Source organism: Bacillus sp. TH25 (assembly GCF_016650935.1).
Classification (GTDB): Bacteria; Bacillota; Bacilli; order Bacillales; family Bacillaceae_G; genus Bacillus_A; species Bacillus_A mycoides.
Map to the genome: position 1 here is coordinate 701726 of NZ_JAEKEU010000039.1, position 26118 is coordinate 727843.

At 36.1% G+C, this 26118-nt stretch carries 28 protein-coding genes, 1 riboswitch and 1 other annotated feature; of the genes, 19 read left to right on the forward strand and 9 right to left on the reverse strand.

What is annotated here, in order from left to right; translation table 11 throughout:
* Positions 1-9: 9 nt before the first annotated feature.
* Entirely contained in the window at positions 10-195 is a 186-nt protein-coding gene (locus JFT89_RS27565; RefSeq protein WP_002014960.1) for a YqzH family protein, read from the reverse strand.
* Between the two features lie 224 nt (positions 196-419).
* Here JFT89_RS27565 and argC point away from each other — a divergent pair, with 224 nt between their 5' ends.
* The 7 genes from argC (at position 420) to JFT89_RS27600 (ending at position 6552) form a co-directional block, all read left to right on the forward strand.
* Positions 420-1457, forward strand: coding sequence for an N-acetyl-gamma-glutamyl-phosphate reductase (gene argC, locus JFT89_RS27570; protein WP_002066994.1), 1038 nt, complete (start codon positions 420-422; stop codon positions 1455-1457).
* Positions 1458-1467: 10 nt separating this feature from the next.
* A complete protein-coding gene (gene argJ, locus JFT89_RS27575) occupies positions 1468-2691 on the forward strand; it encodes a bifunctional glutamate N-acetyltransferase/amino-acid acetyltransferase ArgJ (RefSeq protein WP_016096140.1) in 1224 nt (407 codons plus the stop codon).
* Positions 2692-2702: 11 nt separating this feature from the next.
* Positions 2703-3470, forward strand: coding sequence for an acetylglutamate kinase (gene argB, locus JFT89_RS27580; RefSeq protein ID WP_016096141.1), 768 nt, complete (start codon positions 2703-2705; stop codon positions 3468-3470).
* Positions 3467-4627, forward strand: coding sequence for an acetylornithine transaminase (locus JFT89_RS27585; RefSeq protein ID WP_016096142.1), 1161 nt, complete (start codon positions 3467-3469; stop codon positions 4625-4627). Before argB ends, JFT89_RS27585 begins: the two co-directional genes overlap by 4 nt.
* A 12-nt stretch (positions 4628-4639) precedes the next feature.
* Positions 4640-5590 carry an ornithine carbamoyltransferase gene (gene argF, locus JFT89_RS27590; RefSeq protein WP_002111686.1) on the forward strand — a complete coding sequence of 317 codons (951 nt, stop codon included), beginning with the start codon at positions 4640-4642 and terminating at the stop codon, positions 5588-5590.
* A gap of 148 nt (positions 5591-5738) precedes the next feature.
* Positions 5739-6290 carry a DUF2062 domain-containing protein gene (locus tag JFT89_RS27595; protein WP_016096143.1) on the forward strand — a complete coding sequence of 184 codons (552 nt, stop codon included), beginning with the start codon at positions 5739-5741 and terminating at the stop codon, positions 6288-6290.
* A gap of 58 nt (positions 6291-6348) precedes the next feature.
* Positions 6349-6552 carry a hypothetical protein gene (locus tag JFT89_RS27600; protein ID WP_002067000.1) on the forward strand — a complete coding sequence of 68 codons (204 nt, stop codon included), beginning with the start codon at positions 6349-6351 and terminating at the stop codon, positions 6550-6552.
* Positions 6553-6576: 24 nt separating this feature from the next.
* Here JFT89_RS27600 and JFT89_RS27605 read toward each other — a convergent pair whose 3' ends face one another.
* Both JFT89_RS27605 and JFT89_RS27610 read right to left on the reverse strand, forming a co-directional pair.
* Entirely contained in the window at positions 6577-7023 is a 447-nt protein-coding gene (locus JFT89_RS27605; RefSeq protein WP_002111682.1) for a MarR family winged helix-turn-helix transcriptional regulator, read from the reverse strand.
* Between the two features lie 72 nt (positions 7024-7095).
* The gene (locus JFT89_RS27610) at positions 7096-7875 is read right to left on the reverse strand and encodes a GDSL-type esterase/lipase family protein (RefSeq protein WP_002067002.1); all 780 of its coding nucleotides are present in this window, start codon (positions 7873-7875) and stop codon (positions 7096-7098) included.
* A gap of 364 nt (positions 7876-8239) precedes the next feature.
* Here JFT89_RS27610 and cpdB point away from each other — a divergent pair, with 364 nt between their 5' ends.
* Positions 8240-10609: a bifunctional 2',3'-cyclic-nucleotide 2'-phosphodiesterase/3'-nucleotidase gene (gene cpdB / locus JFT89_RS27615; RefSeq protein WP_016096144.1), complete on the forward strand. Its 2370-nt coding sequence runs from the start codon at positions 8240-8242 to the stop codon at positions 10607-10609.
* A 49-nt stretch (positions 10610-10658) separates the two neighbouring features.
* Here cpdB and nhaC read toward each other — a convergent pair whose 3' ends face one another.
* Positions 10659-12032, reverse strand: a complete 1374-nt coding sequence (nhaC, locus tag JFT89_RS27620; RefSeq protein WP_002067004.1) for a Na+/H+ antiporter NhaC — start codon at positions 12030-12032, stop codon at positions 10659-10661.
* A 277-nt stretch (positions 12033-12309) separates the two neighbouring features.
* Positions 12310-12529 (reverse strand) — a binding site (T-box leader).
* 142 nt (positions 12530-12671) lie between these two features.
* Here nhaC and JFT89_RS27625 point away from each other — a divergent pair.
* The 10 genes from JFT89_RS27625 (at position 12672) to tet (ending at position 21190) form a co-directional block, all read left to right on the forward strand.
* Positions 12672-13028 (forward strand): hypothetical protein, encoded by a 357-nt coding sequence (locus tag JFT89_RS27625; RefSeq protein ID WP_002128995.1) that lies wholly within the window; start codon positions 12672-12674, stop codon positions 13026-13028.
* 77 nt (positions 13029-13105) lie between these two features.
* A complete protein-coding gene (bioA, locus tag JFT89_RS27630) occupies positions 13106-14539 on the forward strand; it encodes an adenosylmethionine--8-amino-7-oxononanoate transaminase (protein WP_016096145.1) in 1434 nt (477 codons plus the stop codon).
* The gene (gene bioD / locus JFT89_RS27635) at positions 14539-15267 is read left to right on the forward strand and encodes a dethiobiotin synthase (protein WP_016096146.1); all 729 of its coding nucleotides are present in this window, start codon (positions 14539-14541) and stop codon (positions 15265-15267) included. The genes bioA and bioD overlap by 1 nt, the downstream gene beginning before the upstream one ends.
* Entirely contained in the window at positions 15233-16420 is a 1188-nt protein-coding gene (gene bioF / locus JFT89_RS27640; protein WP_201040924.1) for an 8-amino-7-oxononanoate synthase, read from the forward strand. The genes bioD and bioF overlap by 35 nt, the downstream gene beginning before the upstream one ends.
* Positions 16417-17157 carry an alpha/beta fold hydrolase gene (locus JFT89_RS27645; protein WP_016096148.1) on the forward strand — a complete coding sequence of 247 codons (741 nt, stop codon included), beginning with the start codon at positions 16417-16419 and terminating at the stop codon, positions 17155-17157. The genes bioF and JFT89_RS27645 overlap by 4 nt, the downstream gene beginning before the upstream one ends.
* Positions 17123-17932, forward strand: a complete 810-nt coding sequence (gene bioC, locus JFT89_RS27650) for a malonyl-ACP O-methyltransferase BioC (protein WP_016096149.1) — start codon at positions 17123-17125, stop codon at positions 17930-17932. Before JFT89_RS27645 ends, bioC begins: the two co-directional genes overlap by 35 nt.
* A gap of 1 nt (position 17933) precedes the next feature.
* A complete protein-coding gene (bioB, locus tag JFT89_RS27655) occupies positions 17934-18932 on the forward strand; it encodes a biotin synthase (RefSeq protein ID WP_002014986.1) in 999 nt (332 codons plus the stop codon).
* Positions 18933-19112: 180 nt separating this feature from the next.
* Positions 19113-19433: a hypothetical protein gene (locus tag JFT89_RS27660; protein WP_016096150.1), complete on the forward strand. Its 321-nt coding sequence runs from the start codon at positions 19113-19115 to the stop codon at positions 19431-19433.
* Between the two features lie 280 nt (positions 19434-19713).
* Entirely contained in the window at positions 19714-19776 is a 63-nt protein-coding gene (locus JFT89_RS30850) for a tetracycline resistance efflux system leader peptide (RefSeq protein WP_106081929.1), read from the forward strand.
* A 37-nt stretch (positions 19777-19813) separates the two neighbouring features.
* Complete coding sequence (gene tet, locus JFT89_RS27670; RefSeq protein WP_016096151.1) at positions 19814-21190, forward strand: Tet(L)/Tet(K)/Tet(45) family tetracycline efflux MFS transporter; 1377 nt, start codon at positions 19814-19816, stop codon at positions 21188-21190.
* A 268-nt stretch (positions 21191-21458) separates the two neighbouring features.
* On the opposite strand, the gene ribH is transcribed toward tet, so the two are convergent.
* From ribH to JFT89_RS27695, 5 genes are all read right to left on the reverse strand, one after another.
* Positions 21459-21920 (reverse strand): 6,7-dimethyl-8-ribityllumazine synthase, encoded by a 462-nt coding sequence (gene ribH / locus JFT89_RS27675; RefSeq protein WP_000230892.1) that lies wholly within the window; start codon positions 21918-21920, stop codon positions 21459-21461.
* 18 nt (positions 21921-21938) lie between these two features.
* Positions 21939-23132 (reverse strand): bifunctional 3,4-dihydroxy-2-butanone 4-phosphate synthase/GTP cyclohydrolase II, encoded by a 1194-nt coding sequence (ribBA, locus tag JFT89_RS27680; protein ID WP_016096152.1) that lies wholly within the window; start codon positions 23130-23132, stop codon positions 21939-21941.
* 12 nt (positions 23133-23144) lie between these two features.
* Positions 23145-23789, reverse strand: a complete 645-nt coding sequence (gene ribE, locus JFT89_RS27685; protein WP_016096153.1) for a riboflavin synthase — start codon at positions 23787-23789, stop codon at positions 23145-23147.
* Complete coding sequence (ribD, locus tag JFT89_RS27690; protein ID WP_016096154.1) at positions 23771-24883, reverse strand: bifunctional diaminohydroxyphosphoribosylaminopyrimidine deaminase/5-amino-6-(5-phosphoribosylamino)uracil reductase RibD; 1113 nt, start codon at positions 24881-24883, stop codon at positions 23771-23773. Before ribD ends, ribE begins: the two co-directional genes overlap by 19 nt.
* A 309-nt stretch (positions 24884-25192) precedes the next feature.
* Positions 25193-25336, reverse strand: a riboswitch (FMN riboswitch).
* Positions 25337-25526: 190 nt separating this feature from the next.
* On the reverse strand, positions 25527-25733 hold the full coding sequence (locus JFT89_RS27695; RefSeq protein ID WP_001151582.1) for a CDGSH iron-sulfur domain-containing protein: 207 nt from the start codon (positions 25731-25733) through the stop codon (positions 25527-25529).
* A gap of 139 nt (positions 25734-25872) precedes the next feature.
* Between JFT89_RS27695 and JFT89_RS27700 the strand changes: the two genes are divergently transcribed.
* Positions 25873-26118 (forward strand): DUF2552 family protein, encoded by a 246-nt coding sequence (locus tag JFT89_RS27700; protein ID WP_002014992.1) that lies wholly within the window; start codon positions 25873-25875, stop codon positions 26116-26118.

The following is a 26118-nucleotide window of genomic DNA, read 5'->3' on the forward strand; positions in this document are numbered from 1 at the left end:
TCCTATTTTTTATTTTCCAGTCACATAATCGTAAACGATATCCTCAACAGCCTCGTATACATCAATTTCAGTATTTGAATGAATTATCATTTGAATATGTTTAATTAGCATTTCCTGATCCTCTTTTGAAACAGGATTACATTGATATTGCCGAAAACTTTTTATAATCATTTTCTCAATTAATTTTTTATTCATGTTTTTCCCCGCCTGTATGTATACATGTATTGTTTTATTGTACTTGAAGTGAAATGAAAATACTACTATGCACTATTTTTGCATAAAAATCCACTTGTATATATTGTTTTTGTAGCAAAGTTAATATTTTGAAGTTTTTTAAAATTATAAATATTTAATTGACTTTATAATTATGCAACATTATAATCAAACTTAATTTAAAGAATAGATATGAGGAGGAGCTTATGAAAGTCGCAATTATTGGAGCAACTGGATATGGAGGTATTGAGTTAATTCGGTTATTAGAGCAACATCCATATTTTTCGATAGCATCTCTCCATTCTTTTTCACAAGTTGGTGAATTTATAACAAATGTATACCCGCATTTTCGAAATGTTCTTGTCCATACGTTACAAGAAATTGATGCGGAGAAAATAGAGAAGGAAGCTGAAATTGTATTTTTAGCAACCCCGGCGGGAGTATCGGCAGAGTTAACACCAAAATTATTGGCAGTAGGTTTAAAAGTAATTGACCTATCTGGAGACTTTCGTATGATAGATCCCTCGTCATATGAATTGTGGTATAAAAGGCCAGCTGCACAGGAAGAACTTCTTAGGAAAGCGGTATATGGATTAAGTGAATGGAAAAGGCCTGAGATCCAAAATGCAAATTTAATTGCAAACCCAGGATGTTTTGCTACAGCTGCATTATTAGCGGTAGCGCCGTTAGTACGTAGCGGCATGATTGAAGAAGCTTCGATTATTATTGATGCGAAATCAGGAGTATCTGGAGCGGGCAAAACGCCAACAACAATGACTCACTTTCCTGAGCTATACGATAACTTACACATTTATAAAGTTAATCAGCATCAGCACGTTCCTGAGATTGAGCAAATGCTTGCAGAGTGGAATCGTGAAACGAAGCCAATCACGTTTAGTACACATTTAATACCGATATCACGAGGGATTATGATTACACTTTATGCGAAAGTGAAAGAGGAAATGAAAATAGAGCAACTTCAAAAGTTGTATGAAGAAACGTATGAATACTCAGCTTTCGTTCGAGTTCGCTCGCAAGGAGAATTTCCAAGTCCGAAAGAAGTAAGGGGCTCAAATTATTGTGATATTGGGATAGCTTACGATGAAAGAACAGAAAGAGTTACGGTCGTTTCTGTTATAGACAATATGATGAAAGGTGCGGCAGGGCAAGCAGTTCAAAATGCAAATTTATTAGCGGGACTAGAAGAGACAACGGGTTTACAGCATATGCCGCTTTATCCATAAGGGGGAAATTATGATTAAAGCATCGTCTATTACAAAATTAGCAAATGGTTCAATTGTTACACCAAAAGGCTTTTTGGCAATCGGTACTGCAAATGGTCTGAAAAAGGTGAAAAAGGATATGGGTGCAATCGTTTGTGAGGTGCCAGCATCATGTGCCGCTGTGTATACAACAAATCAAATACAAGCAGCGCCGTTGCAAGTAACGAAGGATAGCATAGCAGCAGAAGGGAAATTACAAGCAATTGTTGTAAATAGCGGCAATGCAAATGCTTGTACGGGGATGAAAGGATTGCAAGATGCTTATGAGATGCGAACATTAGGAGCGGAACACTTTGGAGTAAAAGAAAAGTACGTCGCAGTCGCTTCAACAGGTGTAATTGGAGTACCTTTACCGATGGATATCATTCGAAAGGGAATTGAATCTCTTGTGCCAACAAAGGAAGTAAGTGAAGCTTATTCTTTTTGTGAAGCAATTTTAACGACAGATCTTATAACGAAAGAAACTTGCTATGAGATGATAATTGATGGGGAAGCAGTGATCATTGCTGGGGTCGCAAAAGGCTCAGGGATGATCAAACCGAATATGGCAACGATGCTTAGTTTTATTACAACAGACGCCAATATAGAGCATGAAGTATTGCAAACAGCATTATCACAAATTACGAATCATACGTTTAATCAAATTACGGTGGACGGAGATACTTCTACAAATGATATGGTCATCGCTATGGCAAGTGGATTATCAGAAACGGAAACGATGAATATGGAACATGAAGACTGGGAAACTTTCGTAGTTGCTTTACAAAAGGTATGTGAAGATTTAGCGAAAAAAATTGCACAAGATGGTGAAGGTGCTACGAAGTTAATAGAAGTAAACGTGTTAGGGGCTAGAACAAATGAAGAAGCAAAGAAAATTGCAAAACAAATAGTCGGTTCCAGTCTTGTGAAAACAGCGATATACGGTGAGGACCCAAATTGGGGACGAATTATTAGTAGTATTGGACAGAGTGAAGTAACTATTAACCCAAATACAATTGATATCACTCTTCAATCTATCGTCGTATTAAAAAATAGTGAGCCTCAAATGTTTTCTGAAGAGGAAATGACAAAGAAATTACAAGAACATGAAATAAAAATTAATGTGTGTTTACATTTAGGAGATGAAACGGGATCAGCTTGGGGCTGCGACTTAAGTTATGAATATGTGAAAATAAATGCTTGTTATCGTACATAAGGAGAGAGAAGATGAGTGATTATATTGTAGTTAAATGTGGCGGTAGCATGTTGAATCGATTAAATAGTGTCTTTTTTGATTGTATAAAGAAATTGCAAAATAAGTATAAGGTTGTTATTGTCCATGGCGGTGGCCCAGAAATTGATGCCAAGTTAGAAGACTCTAATATCGAGATAGAAAAGAAAGATGGATTAAGAGTAACGCCGAAAGAGGTTATGGATGTTGTTCAAATGGTGCTATGCGGAAGTACGAATAAAAAATTCGTAATGAATTTACAAAAACATGATTTACTTGCGGTGGGGCTTTCAGGATGTGACGGTAATTTACTTCAAGTTCAACCTGTTGGCGAAGCGATAGGATATGTAGGAGAAGTAAGTTATGTAGAAACAGCCCTATTGAAAGGGTTGATAGATATGAATTATATTCCTGTCATTGCCCCAATTGGGATAAATGGTAATGAGGTTTATAACATAAATGCAGATACCGCTGCAGCTGGAATAGCATATGCACTATCCGCAAAAGAACTCATTTTTATAACGGACGTAGATGGAGTATTACACGAAGGAAGATTGGTAAAGAAAACGGATGAATATGAAATTCTTACTTTTATAGAACAAGGCGTCATTACAGGTGGAATGATTCCGAAAGTACAGGCGGCACTTACATCGTTAAAAATGGGAGTGAAAAAGGCTAGTATCGTAAATGGTACAAAGGATTTTACTGAGGTTACAGGAGAGTGTGTTGGAACTACGGTAACAAAAGGAGTGAGTATCGTATGACAAGCCATCTTTTTCAAACATATGGAAGAAGAGAAATTGAATTTCTAAAGGGCAATGGGGCGAAAGTTATTGATAAAAGTGGTGAGCAATATTTAGATTTCACTTCTGGTATTGGAGTATGTAACTTAGGACATTGTCATCCTACGGTTGTAAAGGCAGTAGAAAAGCAACTTAGAAATATATGGCATATATCTAACTTATTTACGAACTCCTTACAAGAAGAGGTCGCATCATTATTAACAGAAGATACAGCATTAGATCATGTGTTTTTTTGTAATAGCGGGGCGGAGGCAAATGAAGCGGCTTTAAAACTAGCACGTAAGCATACTGGAAAATCTCTCGTAGTAACATGTGAGCAATCTTTCCACGGGAGAACATTTGGAACGATGAGTGCAACAGGGCAAGATAAAGTAAAAGAAGGATTCGGTCCATTACTTCCGTCTTTTTTACATATACCATTTAACGACATACGAGCATTAGAGGAAGTAATGAATGAAGAAGTTGCAGCGGTAATGGTAGAAGTTATTCAAGGAGAAGGAGGAGTAATATTAGCTGATCCATCCTTTTTGAAGGAAATTGAAAAACTATGTAATCAGTACAATGCTCTTTTTATTATAGATGAAGTACAAACTGGAATAGGCAGAACAGGAACACTATTCGCTTATGAGCAAATGGGAATAGTTCCTGATATCGTTACCATCGCAAAGGCGCTTGGGAATGGTATTCCAGTTGGAGCGATGATTGGCCGAAAAGAACTAGGTTCTTCTTTTACTGCCGGGTCACACGGTTCAACTTTCGGTGGGAATTATATTGCTATGACTGCAGCGAAAGAAGTATTGCAATTCATTAAGGAACAATCGTTTTTTAAAGAGGTACAGGAAAAGGGCGATTACGTATTAAAGAAATTGCAAGAAGAATTACGACACGTTGAATGTGTTCAAAATATTCGTGGTAAGGGACTTATGATTGGAATCGAATGTAAGCATGAGGTTGCAAATGTCATAGAACAACTAGAAAAAGCAGGACTTCTAGTATTACAAGCAGGGCCTAATGTTATAAGACTATTACCACCACTTATTGTAACGAATGAAGAGCTAGAACAGGCAGTATATATGATAAAAGAAGTGGTTTGTACAAAAAATGTATCAATAATATAAGGGGGAAATTTCATGTCAACTGTACAAGTACCGAAATTAAATACGAAAGATCTTTTAACGTTAGAAGAATTGACGCAAGAAGAAATCATTTCTTTAATTGAGTTCGCTATATATTTAAAAAAGAACAAGCAGGAGCCTTTATTACAAGGGAAAATATTAGGTCTCATTTTTGATAAACATTCAACTCGTACTCGCGTTTCTTTTGAAGCAGGGATGGTACAGCTCGGAGGACATGGAATGTTTTTAAGTGGAAAAGAGATGCAAATTGGCAGAGGAGAAACGGTTTCAGATACTGCGAAAGTACTATCTCATTATATTGATGGAATTATGATACGTACATTCTCGCATGCAGATGTAGAAGAGCTTGCAAAAGAGTCCAGTATCCCAGTTATTAACGGTTTAACTGATGATCATCACCCTTGCCAAGCATTGGCAGATTTAATGACGATATATGAAGAAGTTCATACGTTTAAAGGAATTAAATTAGCTTACGTAGGTGATGGAAATAATGTATGTCATTCACTATTGCTAGCAAGTGCAAAAGTCGGAATGAATATGACTGTTGCGACTCCCATAGGGTATGAACCGAATGAAGAAATTGTTAAAAAAGCGTTAGCGATTGCAGATGAAACAGGGGCTGAAATTGAGATTTTGCATAATCCTGAATTAGCGGTAAGTGGAGCGGATTTTATTTATACTGACGTTTGGATGAGTATGGGCCAAGAAGGAGAAGCAGAGAAATATACTTTATTCCAGCCTTTCCAAGTAAATAAAGAGCTTGTTATACATGCAAAGCAAACATATCGTTTCCTGCACTGTTTGCCTGCTCATCGTGAAGAAGAAGTAACTGGAGAGATTATAGATGGGCCACAGTCTATCGTTTTTGAGCAAGCTGGTAACAGGTTGCACGCGCAAAAAGCTTTATTAGTGAGTTTATTTAAAAATATAGAAGAGCCTTCCTAAAAGGGAGGTTTTTTTATGTTGAAATGTCTGATGTATATTTAGTTAATTATCTCTATATCATTTATAATAAAAAGAGAAAACTAATTTTATTTTTCATATCATGTAAGGACATACTAGATAAAAAAATATAGTTAAAGAGATGATGAATTTGAAAACAACTAAGAAAACATATTCGTTTTTTCAGCGAATGTGGAGAATATTAAAGTTTCAATATTTTAAGTTGCTTCGATCGCCAGAAGGAGCAAAGAAAGTGTCGTTAGGTTTTGCTATTGGATTTGGTTTAGAAATGTTGGTGATTTATACGGCATCGCTCGTATATTTAATATTTTATCCAATTGTCAGGTTAGCAAAGGGATCTTTTCCAGCCGCAGTCATTGGTAATATTATTGGAAAAATATCGTTTCTACCGGTATTCTTATTTCCGTTTGCTTATGCATTAGGGAAAATGATTTATCCATTTCATGTAAAGAAAATACATCATAAGCCATTTACGATATCAGATTTATTTTCGAGTCATATTTTTACGATGTTAAAGAGCTTATTACAGAGTGAAGTGTATGTATTAATTGGCATGACGATAATAGGAATTGTGTTTGGGGTAATTTCATACTTCGTTGTGCATTATTTATATGAAAAGAATCGTAAGTTACGTTTGAAGAAAAGAAAGAAACAAGTGAGAGAACCACTCGTGCAAATATAAAGAATGTCACATTCATTTTCTCCTTTGAATATGTTTAAGAAAAAGGGGGAGAGAATGAATGTATTATTATTACGTACCTCAAGTATATCCGTATACAAATTATTATGCTGTAAATGATATGAGGCAGCAATTCGGAGTGTATCCACAGCAACAAATACAGCAAATGCAACAGCCTCAGCAGCAACCTGTTCAAGAACAAAAGCCGTATTTAATGACATGGCCATATTCAAATGTATACTATGGTAATTATTACGAATCATAAAGCTGCTTCTATTTAGAAGCAGCTTTATGCGTTTGTTTTCAAAATTAAATTTTGAATGGTTTTAAGAGAATGAATGAGCTTTTCACGCTCTTCCTCAGATAATGTTTGAAAATTTTCTTTTAGTTTGTCTAAAATGAATTGCTGATACTGATTTACTAGCAATTTCCCTTCAGTTGTTAGGGAAATTAAAATGACCCGTCGATCTTTTTCGCTATAATGACGCTCTATTAGTTCTTCTTGAATAAGTTTGTTTAATAGAGGGGTCATGTTAGGCCGTGAAATCGCTAGCCGCTTACCAATTTCTGAAACTGCTAATGTACCATTTTCATGCAAAAGCAGTAACACTTGCGTATGTGATGGCGGCATATGTCTTTGAGAAGAAAACTCTCCAGGAAGCATAAATTTGCGATAAAAAAGAGGCACTAGCGAAAGAAGATGATCAACAATACGTTCCCACTCGCGTGATTCCATATAACGGCCCCCTTCCACTATCATTGTAACAAAAAAGACAAGGTATAAAAATAGAATTGTTTCATGGTAGCCTTAATATTTGTAGGATAACACTTGCTTTGTAAATGTATTGGCAATAATCGCATAACCGTTATCATTTGGGTGTACTTGGTCAAATAGTAACTCTTTTTTATCATTCGAAATTAATTTGCGAATTGGTAAAACGATCGACGGTTGATGTGCTTTTGAAATAGAATAAATAGAATCATTCCAACCGTCTAAAAACATATCTGCATAACTTGCGATGGAGTCATCTAGTTGTAAAGGGTTATAGAGTTCAGAGAGAATGAGTAAAGCATTCGGATTTTGATCTCGAACGGTCTTTACAATATTTTTTACATCCGTTTCAAAACGGGCTTTTTCTTTATTTAACATTTTAATACCATCTATAACACCTACATCACGATTTAAGCGGAATAAATTATTTCCTCCAATACTAATAGTAATGATATTTGCTTCCCTAATTTTTTGTTGAACTTCTTCTGACTGGACTTTCTTAACAAGACGATCTGTAGTGAGACCATTTACACCGAGGTTTTCTACCGTAATTGGTTTATGAATTTGTCCTTCTAATTGTCTAGAAGCTAATTCGGCAAATCCCCCTTGTGTAGATCCATATCCTTTTGCAAATGAATCACCTAATACGAGGTGATAAAAGGAGTCGTTCGTTTGCTTATCAATCCAACTCGGAGCAGATGTTTTTTCTGCTTTTCCTTCAGTTCCTTTTTGTTCTATCTCATCGTTCTTTTCAAAATTAGAACAAGAAATGATTAGAAGGAGGAGACAAACAATTGTTAAGATGACTTTTTTCATAAATTCATCCTCCTTGTAATTGGTAATTGTATCATATTCAGCAGTATAAGCAATGTAAGGGCATATTATATATTTATGAAAAATTCACAATAACTTTACAGAAAATTTGTAGAAGTATGTCAAAAAATATTGACGATACGAAAGAGTTTTATATATGATAATGTCAGATAAGGTGAAATGCTGCTTAGTGGGAGCTTTATCTCCCGTTAATTGTTAGTCTTCATCAATCGAGCGTTTAAGGGGACTACTCGTTAGCGCAGGATGAAATGAAAATCGTGTCTCTAATAGAAGAAAAAAGTATGTGGTTAGAGACAGATAGGGATTCATTTCATTATTTCTGGTAATTGTATAAGGGGGATTTTTTGTGAAAAAGTCAAAAAAAATGCTAGCTGGAGCAACACTTGCAATTGGTGTTATAGCACCGCAAGTGTTGCCAACAACAGTTCATGCGGAGGAGCAATCTGGGGAGAGTACAGTTAACTTACGAATTTTAGAAACATCAGATATTCACGTTAACTTAATGAATTACGATTATTATCAAACGAAAACAGATAATAAAGTAGGTCTCGTGCAAACTGCAACACTCGTTAATAAAGCACGTGAAGAAGCGAAAAACTCTGTCCTATTTGATGATGGAGATGCATTACAAGGTACGCCGCTTGGAGATTATGTAGCGAATAAAATAAATGATCAGAAGAATCCTGTTGATTCTAGTTATGTACATCCATTATATCGTGTAATGAATTTAATGAAGTATGACGTCATCTCTCTTGGGAACCATGAATTTAACTACGGTTTAGATTATTTAAACAAAGTGATTAGTAAAACAGAATTCCCAGTTATTAACTCAAACGTCTATAAAGACGATAAAGATAATAATGAAGAGAATGACCAAAATTACTTTAAACCATATCATATTTTTGAAAAAGAAGTAGAGGATGAATCTGGTCAAAAGCAAAAGGTGAAAATTGGTGTAATGGGATTTGTTCCACCCCAAGTTATGAACTGGGATAAAGCAAATTTAGAAGGAAAAGTAAAAGCGAAAGATATTGTTCAAACAGCGAAGAAAATGATACCGAAAATGAAAGAAGAAGGTGCAGACGTTATCGTTGCCCTAGCGCATTCCGGTGTTGATAAGAGTGGATACAATGTTGGCATGGAAAACGCTTCATATTATTTAACAGAGGTTCCTGGTGTAGATGCAGTATTAATGGGACATTCACATACTGAAGTGAAGGATGTATTTAATGGTGTTCCTGTTGTAATGCCTGGTGTTTTTGGAAGTAACTTAGGTATTATTGATATGCAATTGAAAAAGGTAAACGGAAAATGGGAAGTACAAAAAGAGCAATCGAAGCCGCAACTTCGTCCGATTGCTGATAGTAAAGGGAACCCATTAGTACAATCTGATCAAAGATTAGTTAATGAAATTAAGGATGATCATCAAGCGACAATTGATTATGTGAATACAGCTGTAGGAAAAACGACAGCGCCAATTAATAGTTATTTTTCATTAGTACAAGATGATCCTTCTGTACAACTTGTGACAAATGCACAAAAATGGTATGTAGAAAAGCTATTCGCTGAAAACGGACAATATAGTAAATATAAAGGAATTCCAGTATTATCTGCAGGAGCACCATTTAAAGCAGGTGGCCGAAACGGTGCTACATATTATACGGATATTCCAGCAGGGACGTTAGCAATTAAAAATGTAGCGGATTTATATGTATATCCAAATACATTATATGCTGTAAAAGTAAACGGGGCACAAGTGAAAGAATGGCTTGAAATGTCTGCTGGTCAATTTAATCAAATTGATTCAAAGAAAACAGAAGAACAGCCATTAGTAAATATCGGATATCCTACATATAACTTTGATATTTTGGATGGTTTAAAATACGAAATTGATGTGACGCAACCGGCGAAATATGATAAAGATGGAAAAGTTGTAAATGCAAATACGAATCGTATTGTAAATATGACGTATGAAGGTAAGCCTGTAGCCGACACTCAAGAATTCATCGTTGCTACAAATAACTATCGTGGAAGTAGCCAAACATTCCCTGGTGTAAGTAAAGGGGAGGTTGTATACCAATCGCAAGATGAAACACGTCAAATCATTGTGAAGTATATGCAAGAAACACCAGTTATTGATCCAGCAGCTGATCAAAATTGGACATTTAAACCAATTGTTGCAGATAAATTAAATACAACATTTGACTCTTCACCAAATGCACAAAAGCATATAAAGAAAGATGGAAAAATATCATATGTTGGACCATCTGAAAATGAATTTGCTAAATATGCAATTGATATAACGAAGAAGAATGATGATAAGGAAACTGGTGGAGAGAATCCAACAACACCGCCAACAGGTGAAGGCAATAACGGAGAAAATCCAACGACACCACCAACAGGTGAAGGCAATAATGGAGAGAATCCAACGGCACCGCCAACAGGTGAAGGCAATAACGGAGGAAATCCAACGACACCACCAACGGATGAAGGTAATACTGTTAATGAACCAAAACAAGATGGAAACAACGCGGGATCTGGACAAACTACAACAGATAATCAAAATGAAAAAGAAACAACGAAAGTAAGTGAAGGTAAAGAAGAACGTGATTTACCGAAAACAGGTACAAGTGTTGCTTCTACAATTGGAGCAGGTCTGGCGTTTGTTGGAGCGGGATTACTTATGTTATTTAGAAGAAAGAAAGCGAATAGATAGCGGAGAAATATAAAAAGGATTACCGATTAAGGTAATCCTTTTTATTATATTATGAAACTGGTACTGCTTTTTCTTTCTTCCATGAAAGGCCAAATCCAGTAAAGCCGACGATAATCGTTAAGACTGGGCAAGCTAAACAGAAGATTGCGTATGGAAGGTAATCGAATGTTGGAACGCCAAGGACGTTTGTTAAGAATACGCCACTTACACCCCATGGTACGAGCGGGTTAATGACTGTACCTGCATCTTCTAATACGCGTGATAAATTACGACGTTCTAAACCGACTTCATCGTATTTATTAGCGAATGCTTGTCCTGTTAAAACGATGGATAAGTACTGCTCACCAAGTAAGAAGTTTACACCAATTGCAGTTGAAGCAGTAGAAATAATTAAGCGTGTGCTATTTTTTACGAAGCTAGAGATAATATTCATCAGCTGCGCTATAATACCCATTCCTTGTAATAATCCTCCCATACAAAGAGCTAGGAAAATAAGAGCAATCGACATCATCATACTTTGTAGACCACCGCGAGATAGTAAGCTATCAATGTCTTTAATACCAGTTTTAGAAACGTAGCCGTCTTGCATAATTTTCATTAAATCAGCTAAAGAAGTGCTAGGTTTAAAAATAAAGAGAATAATAATTCCTACCACAATTCCTGCAAGCAATGTTGGAACTGCTGGAACCTTTTTAAATGCGAATAGGAACAGTAATAAAATTGGAATAAGTGTAACGATAGAAATCGTTGTGTTTTTTTCTAACGTGCTAATAAAGTTTGTGAAGTCAACGTCTCCACTAATACCGCTTCCTAAAATGAAAAATGCGATAAAAGCAATAATGAAAGCAGGAACTGTTGTCCAAAGCATGTTGCGAATATGCTCAAATAAATCTACACCCGTTACAGCAGGAGCTAAGTTTGTTGTATCAGATAAAGGAGACATTTTATCTCCAAAGAATGCGCCAGAAATAATTGCACCAGCGATTAGAGCTGGATCGTATCCGAGAGCACTACCCATACCCATAAAGGCAAGTCCTACAGTTGCGGCAGTTGTAAAGGCACTACCGATACTTGTTCCAACAATTGCACAAACTACAAAAACAGTTGGAACGAAAATTTTAGGAGATACAATCTGGAAGCCGTATACCATTAAAGTTGGAATTGTTCCAGCAGCGATCCAAACACTAATTAATACGCCTACAAGTAAGAAAATAAAAATAGATGGAATACCAGCTGAAATACTACTGATCATCCCTTTTTCCATAGTAGACCAAGAGATTTTTTTCATAAATCCAAATGCTAATAAAAGAACGATACCAAATAAAATTGGGATGTGTGGTGAAACTTCTAATTGGATAACACTAAAGCCAATACAGAAAAAGATAAATAATGTTAAAAGAACAGATTCAATTTTTGAAACCATTGTTTTTCCCTCCTAAGTAATCTAAAATAGCTCTTTTTTATATAAAATTCGCCAATATTGTATATTTCCTTCTAAAATTTAGAATTTTGTGACAAATTACCGGTAATTGTCAACATCTCAATATGATACGGAAATGATTGGATAAAAAAACGCCCCTGCATATAATTATGCAGGGACGAAGAAATCGCGGTACCACCCTAGCTTGTGAAAGGAATGTATCACAAAATAAAGGGTCATATGATATGCGCTCATAAAATAAAAACGCCCCTGCAATATATGCAGGGACGAAAAATTCGCGGTACCACCCTAAATTGTGAAACAGTTTCATTTCACCACTCTTTAGACATAACGGTCTAAACCGTCTTTTACTACTCCTCACGTTTCGTAAAAGAAGCTCCAGGGGGTAATTCATAAATCGCTCTGTACTGGTTCGCACCGACCACCAGCTCTCTGAAATCAGAAAACGAAATACTACTAAATCCTATCAACGCCGATTCATATGATGTTAGTTAAATTTTTATCATATATTCATCATACATGTCAATAAAAACATTCGATATTTTTTTAGGGAAATAAAGGAGAAATGTTTTTCATACTGTAAAAATGTGCGTTATAATGAATTTGAAAGGGGAGGAAAGAGTGAAGAAAAAAATAATTCTTTTTACCACCTTACTAGTCGTTGGCGGAAGTGCTGGAATTTACACAGCTTTTGCAGCTGAATCAGAGCAGTCGAAACAAAAGCAAATACAGCAGTCAGAAGTGAAGAAAGTGAAAGAAACTGAAGAGAAGAAATCGATGGAAAAAGCAGCTACTAAACTAGGAGTTTCTACTGAGGGGAAAACAAAAGAAGAGGTTACAAAAGAAGTAGATACCGCTAGATTTGAGCAGCGCCATGATTTGTTAATTGAGCATGCTAAGCAACTTGGAATTGATACAGAAGGAAAAAAAGATGAAGAGATTATTTTAGAAATTGGAAAGATACAACATGGAAAGTAGAACAACTTATCGTATGATAGGTTGTTCTTTTTTGAGAACTATTTGATTTAAAAATAATTGACAGTCATTTGTTTTTAATGTTAACTATATTTATAAATAAGTTAACATTAGGGGTGACAATTGTGGCTGTTAATAGTAACACGAGTGAAAAATCGTTTTATACATATGAAGAATTATCGAAGAAGAATAAAGATTACGTATGGCACCCATTTACACAAATGAAAGATTATTTAGAAGAAGATCCTGTCATTATTGAACGTGGAGAGGGAAGAAAGCTATACGATGTAAATGGAAATGAATATTGGGACGGTGTTTCATCTATTTGGTTAAATGTTCATGGGCATCAAGTACCAGAACTTGATGAGGCAATTCGCGAGCAATTAAATAAAATTGCTCATTCTACTATGCTAGGACTTGCTAACGTTCCATCTATTTTATTAGCAGAAAAAATAATTGAAGTTGTACCAGAAGGTTTGAAGAAAGTATTCTATTCAGACTCTGGTTCTAGCGCCGTTGAAATTGCAATTAAGATGGCCTTTCAATATTGGCAGCATAAAGGAAAACCGAAAAAACAAAGATTTGTTACATTAAAAGAAGCATATCACGGTGATACGATAGGTGCTGTTTCAGTAGGAGCAATAGACTTGTTTCACCAAGTGTATAGTTCACTATTATTTGAGGCAATTAAAATGCCGTATCCATATACATATCGTTCTCCTTATGGAGATAATAAGGAACAAATTGTAAAGAAACATTTAGAAGAAATGGAAGAAATGCTACAAGAAAAACATGAAGAAGTAGCAGCTATTATTGTGGAGCCATTAATGCAAGGTGCTGGTGGGATGATTACAATGCCAAAAGGATACTTAAAAGGGCTTCGCGATTTATGTACAAAATACAATGTATTATTTATTACAGATGAGGTAGCGACTGGATTTGGGCGTACCGGGAAAATGTTTGCATGTGAACACGAGGATGTAACGCCAGACATTTTAACAGCCGGAAAAGGTTTAACAGGTGGTTATTTACCGGTGGCAATTACGGTAACGACAGATGAAATTTATAATGCCTTTTTAGGAGGCTATGAAGAACAAAAAACGTTTTTCCATGGTCATAGTTATACAGGGAATCCGTTAGGGTGTGCCGTAGCAATTGCAAATTTAGAACTATATGAAAAAACTAATTTAATAGAAGATGTTGCGCATAAAGCAGAATATGTAGCGGCACAATTAGAAGCTCTTAATGAATATAAGCACGTAGGAGATATTCGTCAGTGTGGGCTAATGGTTGGTATTGAACTTGTGAAGAATAAGGAAATGAAAGAATCGTTTGAATGGACAGAAAGAGTCGGCGTTCAAGTATGTAAACGTTCAAGAGAGCTGGGCATGATTTTGCGACCACTCGGTAATACGATTGTATTTATGCCTCCTCTTGCATCTACGGTGGCTGAGATTGATGAGATGTTACGCATTTTATATAAAGCAATCTCGGATCTTACGGAGGCAGAGTAATGAGTGGTTTCTTTATAACAGCAACGGATACAGAAGTTGGCAAAACGGTAGTGACAGGAGCATTGGCAGGTATATTTCGAGAGCGTGGACATAATGTTGGTGTATATAAACCGTTGCAAAGTGGACATGTTGCATCAAATCCTGAGGGTGATGCAGCAAGATTAAAAGCATTATCGGGTGTACCGACAAAAGAAGATAAAATTTGTCCTTATTCCATTGAAGAACCACTTGCTCCGAGACTTGCTATGAAAAGAGCTGGAAGGACGGTAATGTTAAAAGAAATTACTGCTCACTATAATGAACTACTAAAAGAGTTTAATAGCCTATTGGTAGAAGGAGCTGGTGGGCTTGCCGTCCCATATACAGAAGACGCTTTAGTGATTGATTTTGCAAAAGAATTACAGCTCCCTCTTATTGTAGTAGCGCGTCCGACACTAGGGACAGTTAATCATACTGTCTTAACAATTTCTTATGCAAAGGCACACGGTTTAACAGTAGCAGGTGTAATTTTGTCTGGTTGTAAAGAATGTGAAAAAGAAAGAGTGCAAGAAAACAAAGAAATGATTGAGGAGTTAAGTGGAGTACCTGTTTTAGGTTTATTACCATTCCTTGAAGGTGAGTTTACAAGGGAAGAATTATTGGAATCGGCAAAAGAACATATTATGATCTCAAAATTAGAGGAGTCCACCCAAAATGAATCAAAAGTGGCACACACACCTTCACTCTAAAATAGAACAATTAAAAGAGCAAGGGCAGTATCGTAATTTACATGTAACAGAGAAAGCGGAAGAGACATGGCTTATTCGAAATGAGAAAAGGATGCTAAATTTAGCATCAAATAATTATTTAGGGTTAGCTGGAGATGAAAGGTTGAAAGAAGCTGCTATTGTCTGCACAAAAAAATATGGAACTGGAGCGACTGCCTCTCGTCTCGTTGTAGGAAATTATCCACTGTATGAAGAGGTTGAGAGAAGTATATGTGATTGGAAAGGTACTGAAAAAGCATTAATCGTAAATAGCGGGTATACAGCAAATGTAGGTGCTATATCTGCTTTAGCCTGTCGTCACGATATGGTTTTTAGTGGTAAATTAAATCACGCAAGTATTGTTGATGGAATTATATTAAGCGGAGCAGAGCATAAAAGATATCGTCATAATGATTTGGATCATTTAGAAAAGATGTTGCAAATAGCGTCACCAGAAAAGAGAAAATTAATCGTAACAGATACGATTTTTAGTATGGATGGAGATATTGCATATTTGAGAGGCTTAGTTCAGCTGAAAGAGAAATACGGGGCAATCATTATAGTTGATGAAGCACATGCAAGTGGAATATATGGAATCGGTGGAGCCGGATTATCTCATGTAGAAAAAGATATTGCTCAAAAAATTGATATACATATGGGGACGTTTAGTAAGGCTTTAGGGTGTTATGGTGCGTATTTAACGGGTGATTCCATTTATATAGAGTATTTACAAAATATGATGAGAAGCTTGATTTTTACTACAGCTTTACCACCAGGAACATTAGGGGCGATCCGAAAAGCAATTGAAATTGTGAAAGAAGATAACGAAAGAAGAGAGCGACTTATAGAGAATGGTACATATTTCAGGACGCATTTACAAGAAGCTGGTTTTGATATTGGGAATAGCTCAACTCACATTGTACCGATTGTAGTTGGGTCAAATGAAAATACTTTACGGTTTAGTGAAAGGTTACAAGAGGTAGGTATCGCAGCCATTACAATTCGTCCGCCGACTGTTCCAGTTGGTAGTTCTCGAGTCCGTTTTGCAGTTACGTCACAACATACAATAGCCGATTTAAAATGGGCTATTCAGCATATTATACGCATTGGTAAAGAAGAGGGGTTTTTAGTATGAAAGAGCTAAAGCTTATTTTTATTCCAGGATGGGGAATGGAAGAAGGTGTTTGGACTTTGGTTCTGCCGTATTTTAAAGGATATTCTGTTCAATGTATAGATTGGCGTAACGTGAAAGAACAAAGTGAATTTGCGGGGCGAATAATAGATGTAGCGCAGGATGAAAATGTAATTTTAGTTGGATGGTCACTAGGAGCGTTAGCGGCAGTACAAGCTTATAAAAAGATTAAGGCCCAAGGTATGGTACTAATTGGTGGTACCGCTAAATTTACCAATACAAGTGACTATACAAGTGGATGGAATTCCTTGCATGTAGAACGTATGAAAAAGAATTTAACGAGAAAAAAAGAAGATACTTTGAAGCGTTTCTATGAAAATATGTTTACAAAAAGTGAATTGATGGAGAATACGAGTTTTGAAGAGATTGCGCAGAAGTTTAAAGGAGACTCGATTCAGTCTTTACAATTAGGCTTAGATTATTTAATAGAAACAGATATGAGAAATGAAGTAATAGATATGAAAGCCCCGCTGTTACTCCTTCATGGAGAGCGGGATGTAATATGTCCATTGTCTGCAGCTCATAGTATGGCGAATAATACGAATGCCAATCTAAAAGTAGTAAGCGGTGCTGGGCATGCATTATGTGTAACGAATTTCGAATATTGCGCAAATGAAATTATTCAATTTGTAGAGGGGATACGACATGATCAACAAAACGTTACTGCAAAAACGGTTTAACGGGGCGGCTGTATCCTACGATCAATATGCAAATGTACAAAAAAAGATGGCGCATTCGTTACTTTCTACATTGAAGGAACGATATAGTGAAACATCATCGATACGTATTTTAGAACTTGGATGCGGGACAGGATATGTAACAGAGCAATTATCAAATTTATTTCCGAAAGCTTATATTACAGCTGTGGATTTTGCTGATGAGATGATTGCAGTCGCGAAAACTAGAAAAAGTTTGGGAAATGTGATGTTTCGATGTGAAGATATTGAACAATTAAAATTAGAAAATCCATATGATGTCATCATTTCAAATGCTACATTTCAATGGCTTAATGATTTAAAAGAGACAGTGAAAAATTTATTTAACTATTTGTCTGAAGAAGGAATATTATTATTTTCCACGTTTGGTAATACGACTTTTCAAGAATTGCATACGTCTTTTCAGCGTGCTAAGAAAGAAAAGGGGATACACAATTGTACTTCAATAGGACAACGATTTGTTTCGAAAGAACAGTTAGTGAATATATGCAAAAATCCATTAGGAAATGTACATGTTTCTGAAACGTGTTACATAGAAAGCTTTACAGAAGTTAGGGAGTTTCTACATTCTATTCGAAAAGTAGGGGCAACCAATAGTAATGAAGAGTCTTACAGTCAAAGCCCTTCACTCTTTCGTACGATGCTTCGTATATACGAAAGAGACTTCACGGGAAAAGAAGGGATAATGGCAACATATCATGCTTTATTTACGTATATAACAAAAGAGGGGAAGAGATGAAATGAAACAAGTACAAACAAAAAGGGATTGGAAAAAACTTGCATACGACGTAGTAGAAGAGAAAATGATTACGAAAGAAGATGCAATTGCAATATTAGAAGCTGATGATACAGAGGTTTTAGAAATTATGAATGCAGCTTACATCATTCGCCATCATCATTTTGGTAAAAAAGTAAAGTTGAACATGATTATAAATACGAAATCTGGATTATGTCCTGAAGATTGCGGGTATTGTTCACAGTCTATTATTTCAGAAGCACCGATTGATAAGTATGCATGGTTAACACAAGAGAAAATTGTTGAAGGAGCGCACGAAGCAATTCGTCGTAAAGCAGGTACATATTGTATTGTTGCATCTGGTCGTCGTCCGACGAATAAAGAAGTAAATCACGTTATTGGAGCAGTTAAGGAAATTCGTGAAACGACAGATTTAAAAATTTGCTGTTGTTTAGGATTTTTAAATGAAGATCAAGCAGGTCAGTTAGCAGAAGCTGGTGTGCATCGTTATAATCACAATTTAAATACGCATGCCAACAATTATGATAGCATTTGTTCAACGCATACGTATGACGATCGTGTTGATACAGTCCAAAAAGCGAAGCAAGCCGGTATTTCTCCATGCTCTGGAGCAATTTTCGGAATGGGAGAAACGATTGAACAGCGCGCTGAAATTGCATTTGAATTACAACGTTTAGATGCGGATTCTATTCCATGTAATTTCCTTGTTGCTGTAAAGGGTACTCCGCTTGAAGGACAAAAAGAATTAACACCTGTAGAATGTTTAAAAGTGCTGGCGATGATGCGTTTTGTAAATCCAACAAAAGAAATTCGTATTTCAGGTGGTCGAGAACTTAATTTACGTTCTGTACAGCCACTTGGTTTATTTGCAGCAAACTCTATCTTTGTCGGGGACTATTTAACAACAGCTGGACAAGAGCCGACTGCGGACTGGGGTATGATTGAAGATTTAGGATTTGAGATTGAAGAATGTGCGCTATAAGATAGATGAAAAGCAAACTCTTTAAAGGGTTTGCTTTTTTTGTAAATAAAATGTAATAAAAGTCCATTAACGCTTGATAGTAGTCACTTTTGGACGAGAAAAATAATTTTGTGGACGAATTTTCCAAGCCCTAATTGTACATAGTAAAAATGTAATTTATATCGGGTTGGAGGATTTTACATGTACAAATACATATTAACGATTATGACCTGTCTGATTTTAATAAAAGCGATAAGTGCTGATCCAGTTAAGGCGGCTGAAAATCCTGAACAAAAAGAAATGCAACAAAGAATTGAACAGCATTTTCGAACGAAAGCTGAACATTTTGGACTTGAAACAGAAGGAAAAGATTTAAAAGAAGTAAGGAAGGAAATTTCTATTATAGAAGAAGCGAAAAAGAGAGAAAATGTGTGGAGAACAGCACAAACTCTTCGTATAAAAACAGAAGGAAAAACGATGGATGAATTAATAGAAGATGTACGAAAAAAGGTGGAAAAATAAAAAAAGGAAATATTAAAATGTAATTTTATCATACACACTTAAAACTTCCGGAAAAAAATAAAGAAAGACCGTCAATATACTAGAGCAAATGCTCAAAATATTCACGGTCTTTCTTTAGTATTATTCGTAAAGTAACAAAAAAAGTCGTTTAAAAAATAAAAAAGTTGTTTGAAAAAATGCGAGTTATTCTATTCCATAATTATGCCCTATTATGAGATAGTTTCGTATCATAAGCTATATGTGATAAAATATACGAATCATATTTTAGGAGGAGTTATTTATGAAGTGCAATAAATATAATTGGGTACATTTGAAGAGGGAAAGCGTATCAATGACCCTATAAACTACGTCTACCCTCATTATTTATTGGAGGGTTAAATGTGAATACATCTCATTCACAGTCAAATTTACGCCATAATCAAGTTTTATTATGGCTTTGTGTTCTTTCTTTTTTCAGCGTTTTAAATGAAATGGTTTTGAATGTTTCATTACCTGATATTGCTAGCGATTTTAATAAGGAACCAGCAAGTGTAAACTGGGTAAACACAGCGTTCATATTAACTTTTTCCATAGGAACAGCTATATATGGAAAGCTATCGGATCAGCTAGGCATCAAAAAGCTACTCCTATTTGGGATTATAGTGAACTGCATCGGATCAGTGATCGGATTTGTTGGACATTCGTTCTTTCCTGTAATTATCTTGGCTCGGTTTATTCAGGGGGCGGGTGCAGCTGCATTTCCAGCACTTGTGATGGTTGTTGTGGCGCGTTATATTCCAAAAGAAGATAGGGGTAAAGCATTTGGACTTATTGGGTCAATTGTAGCAATGGGAGAAGGTGTAGGGCCATTTATTGGTGGAGTGATTGCTGAATATATCCATTGGTCTTATTTACTGCTTTTACCACTTGTGACGATTATCACTGTTCCATTCCTTGCAAAATTAATGAAACAGGAAGACCTAATAAAAGGCTCTTTTGATACTGTAGGAATAATATTCATGTCCGTAGGTATTGTATTTTTTATGATGTTTACGACATCCTATAGAATTTCCTTTCTAATCGTTAGCATTATATGTTTCCTGATATTTGTTAAACATATTAGGAAAGTATCTAATCCTTTTGTTGATCCTGCGCTAGGAAGAAATGTCCCATTTATGATTGGAATCATTTGTGGAGGACTTATATTCGGAACTGTAGCAGGATTTCTTTCTATGGTCCCTTATATGATGAAAGATGTGTATCAATTAAGTACTGCTGCAATTGGAAGTGGGATTATTTTCCCTGGTGCAATGAGTGTTATTGTTTTCGGTTATATTGGTGGAGTTCTTGTTGATAAGAAAGGCTCTTTATTTGTGTTAACAACTGGAGTTGCATTTCTTTCTATCAGCTTTTTAGTAGCTGCCCTTTTTATAGAAACAACACCATGGCTCATGACAATTATATTAATTTTTGTTTTTGGGGGGCTTTCTTTTACGAAAACTGTTATCTCCACCATTGTTTCAAGTAGTTTGGAACAAAAGGAAGCTGGTGCTGGAATGAGTTTGCTTAATTTTACAAGCTTTCTATCAGAAGGAATGGGTATTGCAATTGTAGGTGGATTATTATCGATACGTTTGTTAAATCGAAAATTGCTACTTATAAATGCTGATCCATCCACTCATTTGTACAGTAATATGCTACTTCTTTTTGCCGGGATCATCGTCATTAGCTGGTTGGTTACTATGAATATGTATAAACGTTCAAGAAGAAATAGATGAATTTAGCTGGGCCGCTGCCTAGCTAAAATTGGCTGCTATTTTTTAGTGTAGTGAAGTATCTTAGATCAAAAATTAAATAACTTTATTTATAACCCCGTACTAAATTTAGAACGGGGTTATTCTTGTTTAATCAAATAAAATTAAATCAATTTTATTTGATTAATTTAATTAAAAACTCCTCTAACATATTAGACATATATAACATGTTAGAGGAGTGATTTTATAACGTTATTTATAAATTAAGTCTTGATAATGTTAACCTCTTTTTTTAAGCCCATTGTTTTGATAAATGAGCCATTTCGATCGCAGCAACTGCTGATTCATATCCTTTGTTACCAGCTTTTGTACCTGCACGTTCAATCGCTTGTTCAATTGTTTCTGTTGTTAATACACCGAAAATAACTGGAATGTCCGTTTGTAGTGATAAAGACGCAACACCTTTTGCTACTTCATTACAAACGTAATCGTAATGCGTTGTAGCACCGCGAATTACTGTACCTAATGTAATAACAGCATCATATTTTCCGCTATTTGCCATCTTTTTAGCGATTAAAGGAATTTCAAATGCACCAGGAACCCATGCAACATCAATATCATTCTCTTCTACACCGTGACGCTTTAATCCATCTAAAGCTCCGCCAAGTAACTTACTTGTAATAAACTCATTAAAACGTCCAACAACAACCCCAACTTTTAATCCTGTACCAACTAAATGACCTTCGAATACCATAATGTATCTCTCCCTTAATTATAAGTTTAGTAAATGTCCTAATTTGCTTACTTTCGTTTGTAAATACGTTTTATTTTCTTCTTTTGTTGGCATTTGCAACGGTACACGCTCGGTTACTTCTAAATCGTAACCTTGTAAGCCAGCAATTTTTCGTGGATTATTCGTTAATAATCGTAAACTTTGTAAGCCTAAATCTTTTAAAATTTGAGCGCCAATACCGTAATCACGAAGATCAGCTGGGAACCCAAGTTTTTCATTTGCTTCTACAGTATCTAACCCTTCTTCTTGTAACTTATAAGCGCGAAGCTTATTAAGAAGGCCAATGCCGCGTCCTTCTTGTCTCATATAGAGAAGAACACCTTTTCCTTCACGCTCAATTTGAGCAAGTGCAGCATGTAGTTGTGGTCCGCAATCACAGCGGCACGAACCAAATACATCTCCTGTCAAGCATTCTGAATGAACGCGTACAAGTACAGGTTCGCCTGTTGAAACATCACCTTTTACGAGCGCGATATGTTCTTTCATATCTAATGAGTTAGAATAGCCAATTGCATGAAAAGTACCGAAATCTGTAGGTAATGTAATTTCCACTTCTCTCGTCACAAGTGTTTCGTGATGGCGGCGATAAGCAATTAAATCTTCAATTGTAATCATTTTTATATCAAATTGTTTTGCACACTGTATTAAATCAGGTACACGTGCCATCGTCCCATCTTCATTTATAATCTCGCAAATGACGCCGGCTGGCTCAGCTCCGCAAAGTTTTGCTAAATCAACAGCAGCTTCTGTATGACCTGCGCGGCGAAGGACGCCACCTTCTTTCGCAATTAATGGAAAGATATGTCCAGGGCGGTTAAAATCAGTTCCTTTAGATGCGGGATTTAATAATTCCTGTATTGTTGTAGCACGCTCATGAGCACTAATGCCTGTTGTTGTAGAAACGTGATCGATGCTTACTGTAAAAGCAGTATGATGCGAATCCGTATTATGAGAAACCATTGGTTCTAACTGTAGACGTTCTGCGTACCCTTCCGTAATCGGTACGCAAACGAGACCACGACCGTGTGTAATCATAAAATTAATCGTTTCTGGTGTAATGTACTCTGCTAAAGCAATAAAATCGCCTTCATTTTCTCGGTTTTTATCATCACATACGATAACGACTTTTCCTTGTTTTAAATCTTCTAGAGCTTCTTCAATACGATGAAACATTGTGCTTCCCCCTTATAGAAATCCGTTTTCTTGTAAAAAGCTTTCGGTCATTGAATCTGTTCCTTTTGCGGGCTTTGAAATAAAGCGTTCAATATATTTTCCAATCATGTCACACTCAATGTTTACGATGTCCCCGGCTTTTTTTTCTCCGATTATAGACTCGCTTACTGTGTGGGGGATGAGTGAAATTGTAATTGAAGATTCGTCTATATCAAATATTGTTAAACTAGTGCCATCAATAGCAACGGATCCTTTATGCAAACAATAGCGTAGTAATTCATCAGAAATTGCTATTTTGTAATAGATGGCATTGTAATGTTGTTTTTTAGTTAAAATCGTACCGATGCCATCGATATGTCCGGTGACGAAATGTCCACCGAATCGTCCGTTCGCAGCCATTGCCCGTTCTAAATTCACTTTGGCACTTGGCTTTAGCATACGAAGTGATGTTGCATTCATTGTTTCAGGCATTGCATCAACAGTGAATGAAGTAGTCGTAAAAGTAGTTACTGTTAAGCAGATGCCGTTAACCGCGATACTATCACCTAGCTTAACATCCGATAAAATTTGATTTGCGCTAATAGTTAGCTTCATTGCTTCACCACTTTGAGTCATGCTTGATATCGTTCCTAACTCTTCTACAATTCCTGTAAACATTCCGTCACCTCGCTTTTTAAGGTTGCAACAATTTTTATGTCATTACCGATTTGTTTCATCTCTTGAATTGTTAAGGAAAGTGCATCTTGTAACTTCGAAAAACCAGCTCCGCCAAATAAAGTGGGTGCATCTTTTCCACCAATTAATTTTGGGCTTATATAGGTCACAATTTCATTAAAACTATTTGTTTTTAAGAAGTTTGCATGTACTGTTTGACCACCTTCAACGAACAGAGAAAGAATTTGTTTCTCTCCGAGTAGGGATAGGACATCTTGTATTTCAATTTGCTGTGTTTTCATTTGGAATACAGCTATATTGTTAGATTCATAAGACGCTATTTTCTCTTTGTTTACATCCTTACCGACAATAATCCATGTCGGAGTTAAGCCATCTGTTATGACATGAGAAGATGGCGGCGTTCGTAAGTGGGTATCTAAAATAACGCGTATAGGATGTTTACCTCCGTTTGGAATTCGTGTTGTTAAGTGTGGATTATCAGTTAGAACTGTATTCACACCGACTAGAATAGCATCATGTATATGACGATATTGGTGAACGTCAGCGCGTGCTTCTTCACTTGTAATCCACTTACTTTCCCCCGCTACAGTTGCTGTTTTTCCATCTAAGCTCATTGCTGTTTTTATTGTTACAAAGGGACGTTTCGTTTTCATATAGTGAAAAAAGTATCGATTTAATAAAGTTGCTTCTGCTTCAAGAACACCAGTAGTTACCTCGATTGCAGCTTCTTCTAATCTCCTTTTTCCATTGCCAGAAACGAGTGGATTGCAATCAAGGGTGGCAATTACAACACGCTGAACTTCCTTTTCAATGAGTAATTCACAGCAAGGCGGTGTTTTTCCAAAATGGCTACACGGTTCAAGTGTTACATAAACAGTAGCACCTTTTGCTCTTTCACCAGCCATGTGAAGAGCATGAACTTCAGCATGTTCTTCACCAGCACGCATGTGGGCACCCATTCCAACAATTTTTCCATCTTTAACAACAACGGCACCAACCATAGGGTTTGGGCTTGTTTGTCCCGATGTTCCTTGTGCTAACTGCAAGGCAATCCTCATATATTCTTGATCTGTCATTCTTTTCACCTCTCCTGAAAAAATCAAAAAACCCCAAGGATTTTATATCCTTGGGGTTTGGGAGACGTGATTTCTAGAAATATAGTTCGAATACGAAAGTATAGGAAAGAAACCTAACGATGACTGATATTTTGGCATAAGGAAAAAACCTAGCAAAATATCAAATTCTTTCAACGCTAGTCGTATCTTTTTATTTCAGTATAGAAACATAACTATACAAAATAAAACATATATAAAGATTCAAAATGAAACTTTAAAAATATGCATACTGAAATAAAAGTGTATTCGCTATATAAAATTACTAGAAAACATATCCTTCTCCCATCCAGACTATACTGTCGGCCCTAGAGTTTCACTAGATCCACCGTTTTCGCGTTGAAAACGGGTCACGGACTTAGAAGCTATCGCTTCATCACCGCCGGTTGGGAATTTCACCCGACCCCGAAGGATGTTGTTTGCTCACATTATAGCACAAAAAAGAAAAAAGCATAGTAAAAAATGTTCGAATGTGAAGAATTGTTTGAAAATATATGCCGATTTGAATGGGGACGAAAGTAATAGAAATGTGGAAAGGGGAAGGGCTGTATAGGCTTTGATCAAAAGAAAAAACATACACAAATAAATGTGCATGTTCTTTAAATATTTATTCTGCCTCTGGTGCTCTAACAACAGACTCGAATTTGCCTTTATGCGAAGCATCGCAATAAGGCATGTTTTTTGATAAACCACAACGACATAAAGAAAATGCTGGTTTTGCTGGGAATACATTCCCTTGTGAGTCAACTAATTCCACGTCCCCTGTAACGCGAAAAGAGCCATTATCATTCACTTTAATTTGTACTTTTGCCAACGTTATCCCTCCTTTCCAAACGCTTACTCTCATCATATAATTAGGGAGAGTACTTGACAATATAAAAAGAGCACTTTGTTTGAGAGAGAAGAGAGTGTTATAATAGTTTTTATAACTGACTAGAGTAAGGTGACGAAAGATGGATAAAAAATTACACACACTACAAAATATTGCAAATGAGCGCACATGGGCATCATTTTTGAATGATAATCATCCATATAGTTTACTTCATTGGTCAATCGCAGGTGTAGGACAAGAACCGAAAGATGTTTGGTTACTTCAAGATGAGGTAACTTTTCAAACGACGGAATTCCCAACGCTAGACGAGGCAGTAAAGTGGATTTCTGAAAATATGGAACAAGTTACAGACGTTTTAGCGCAGTAA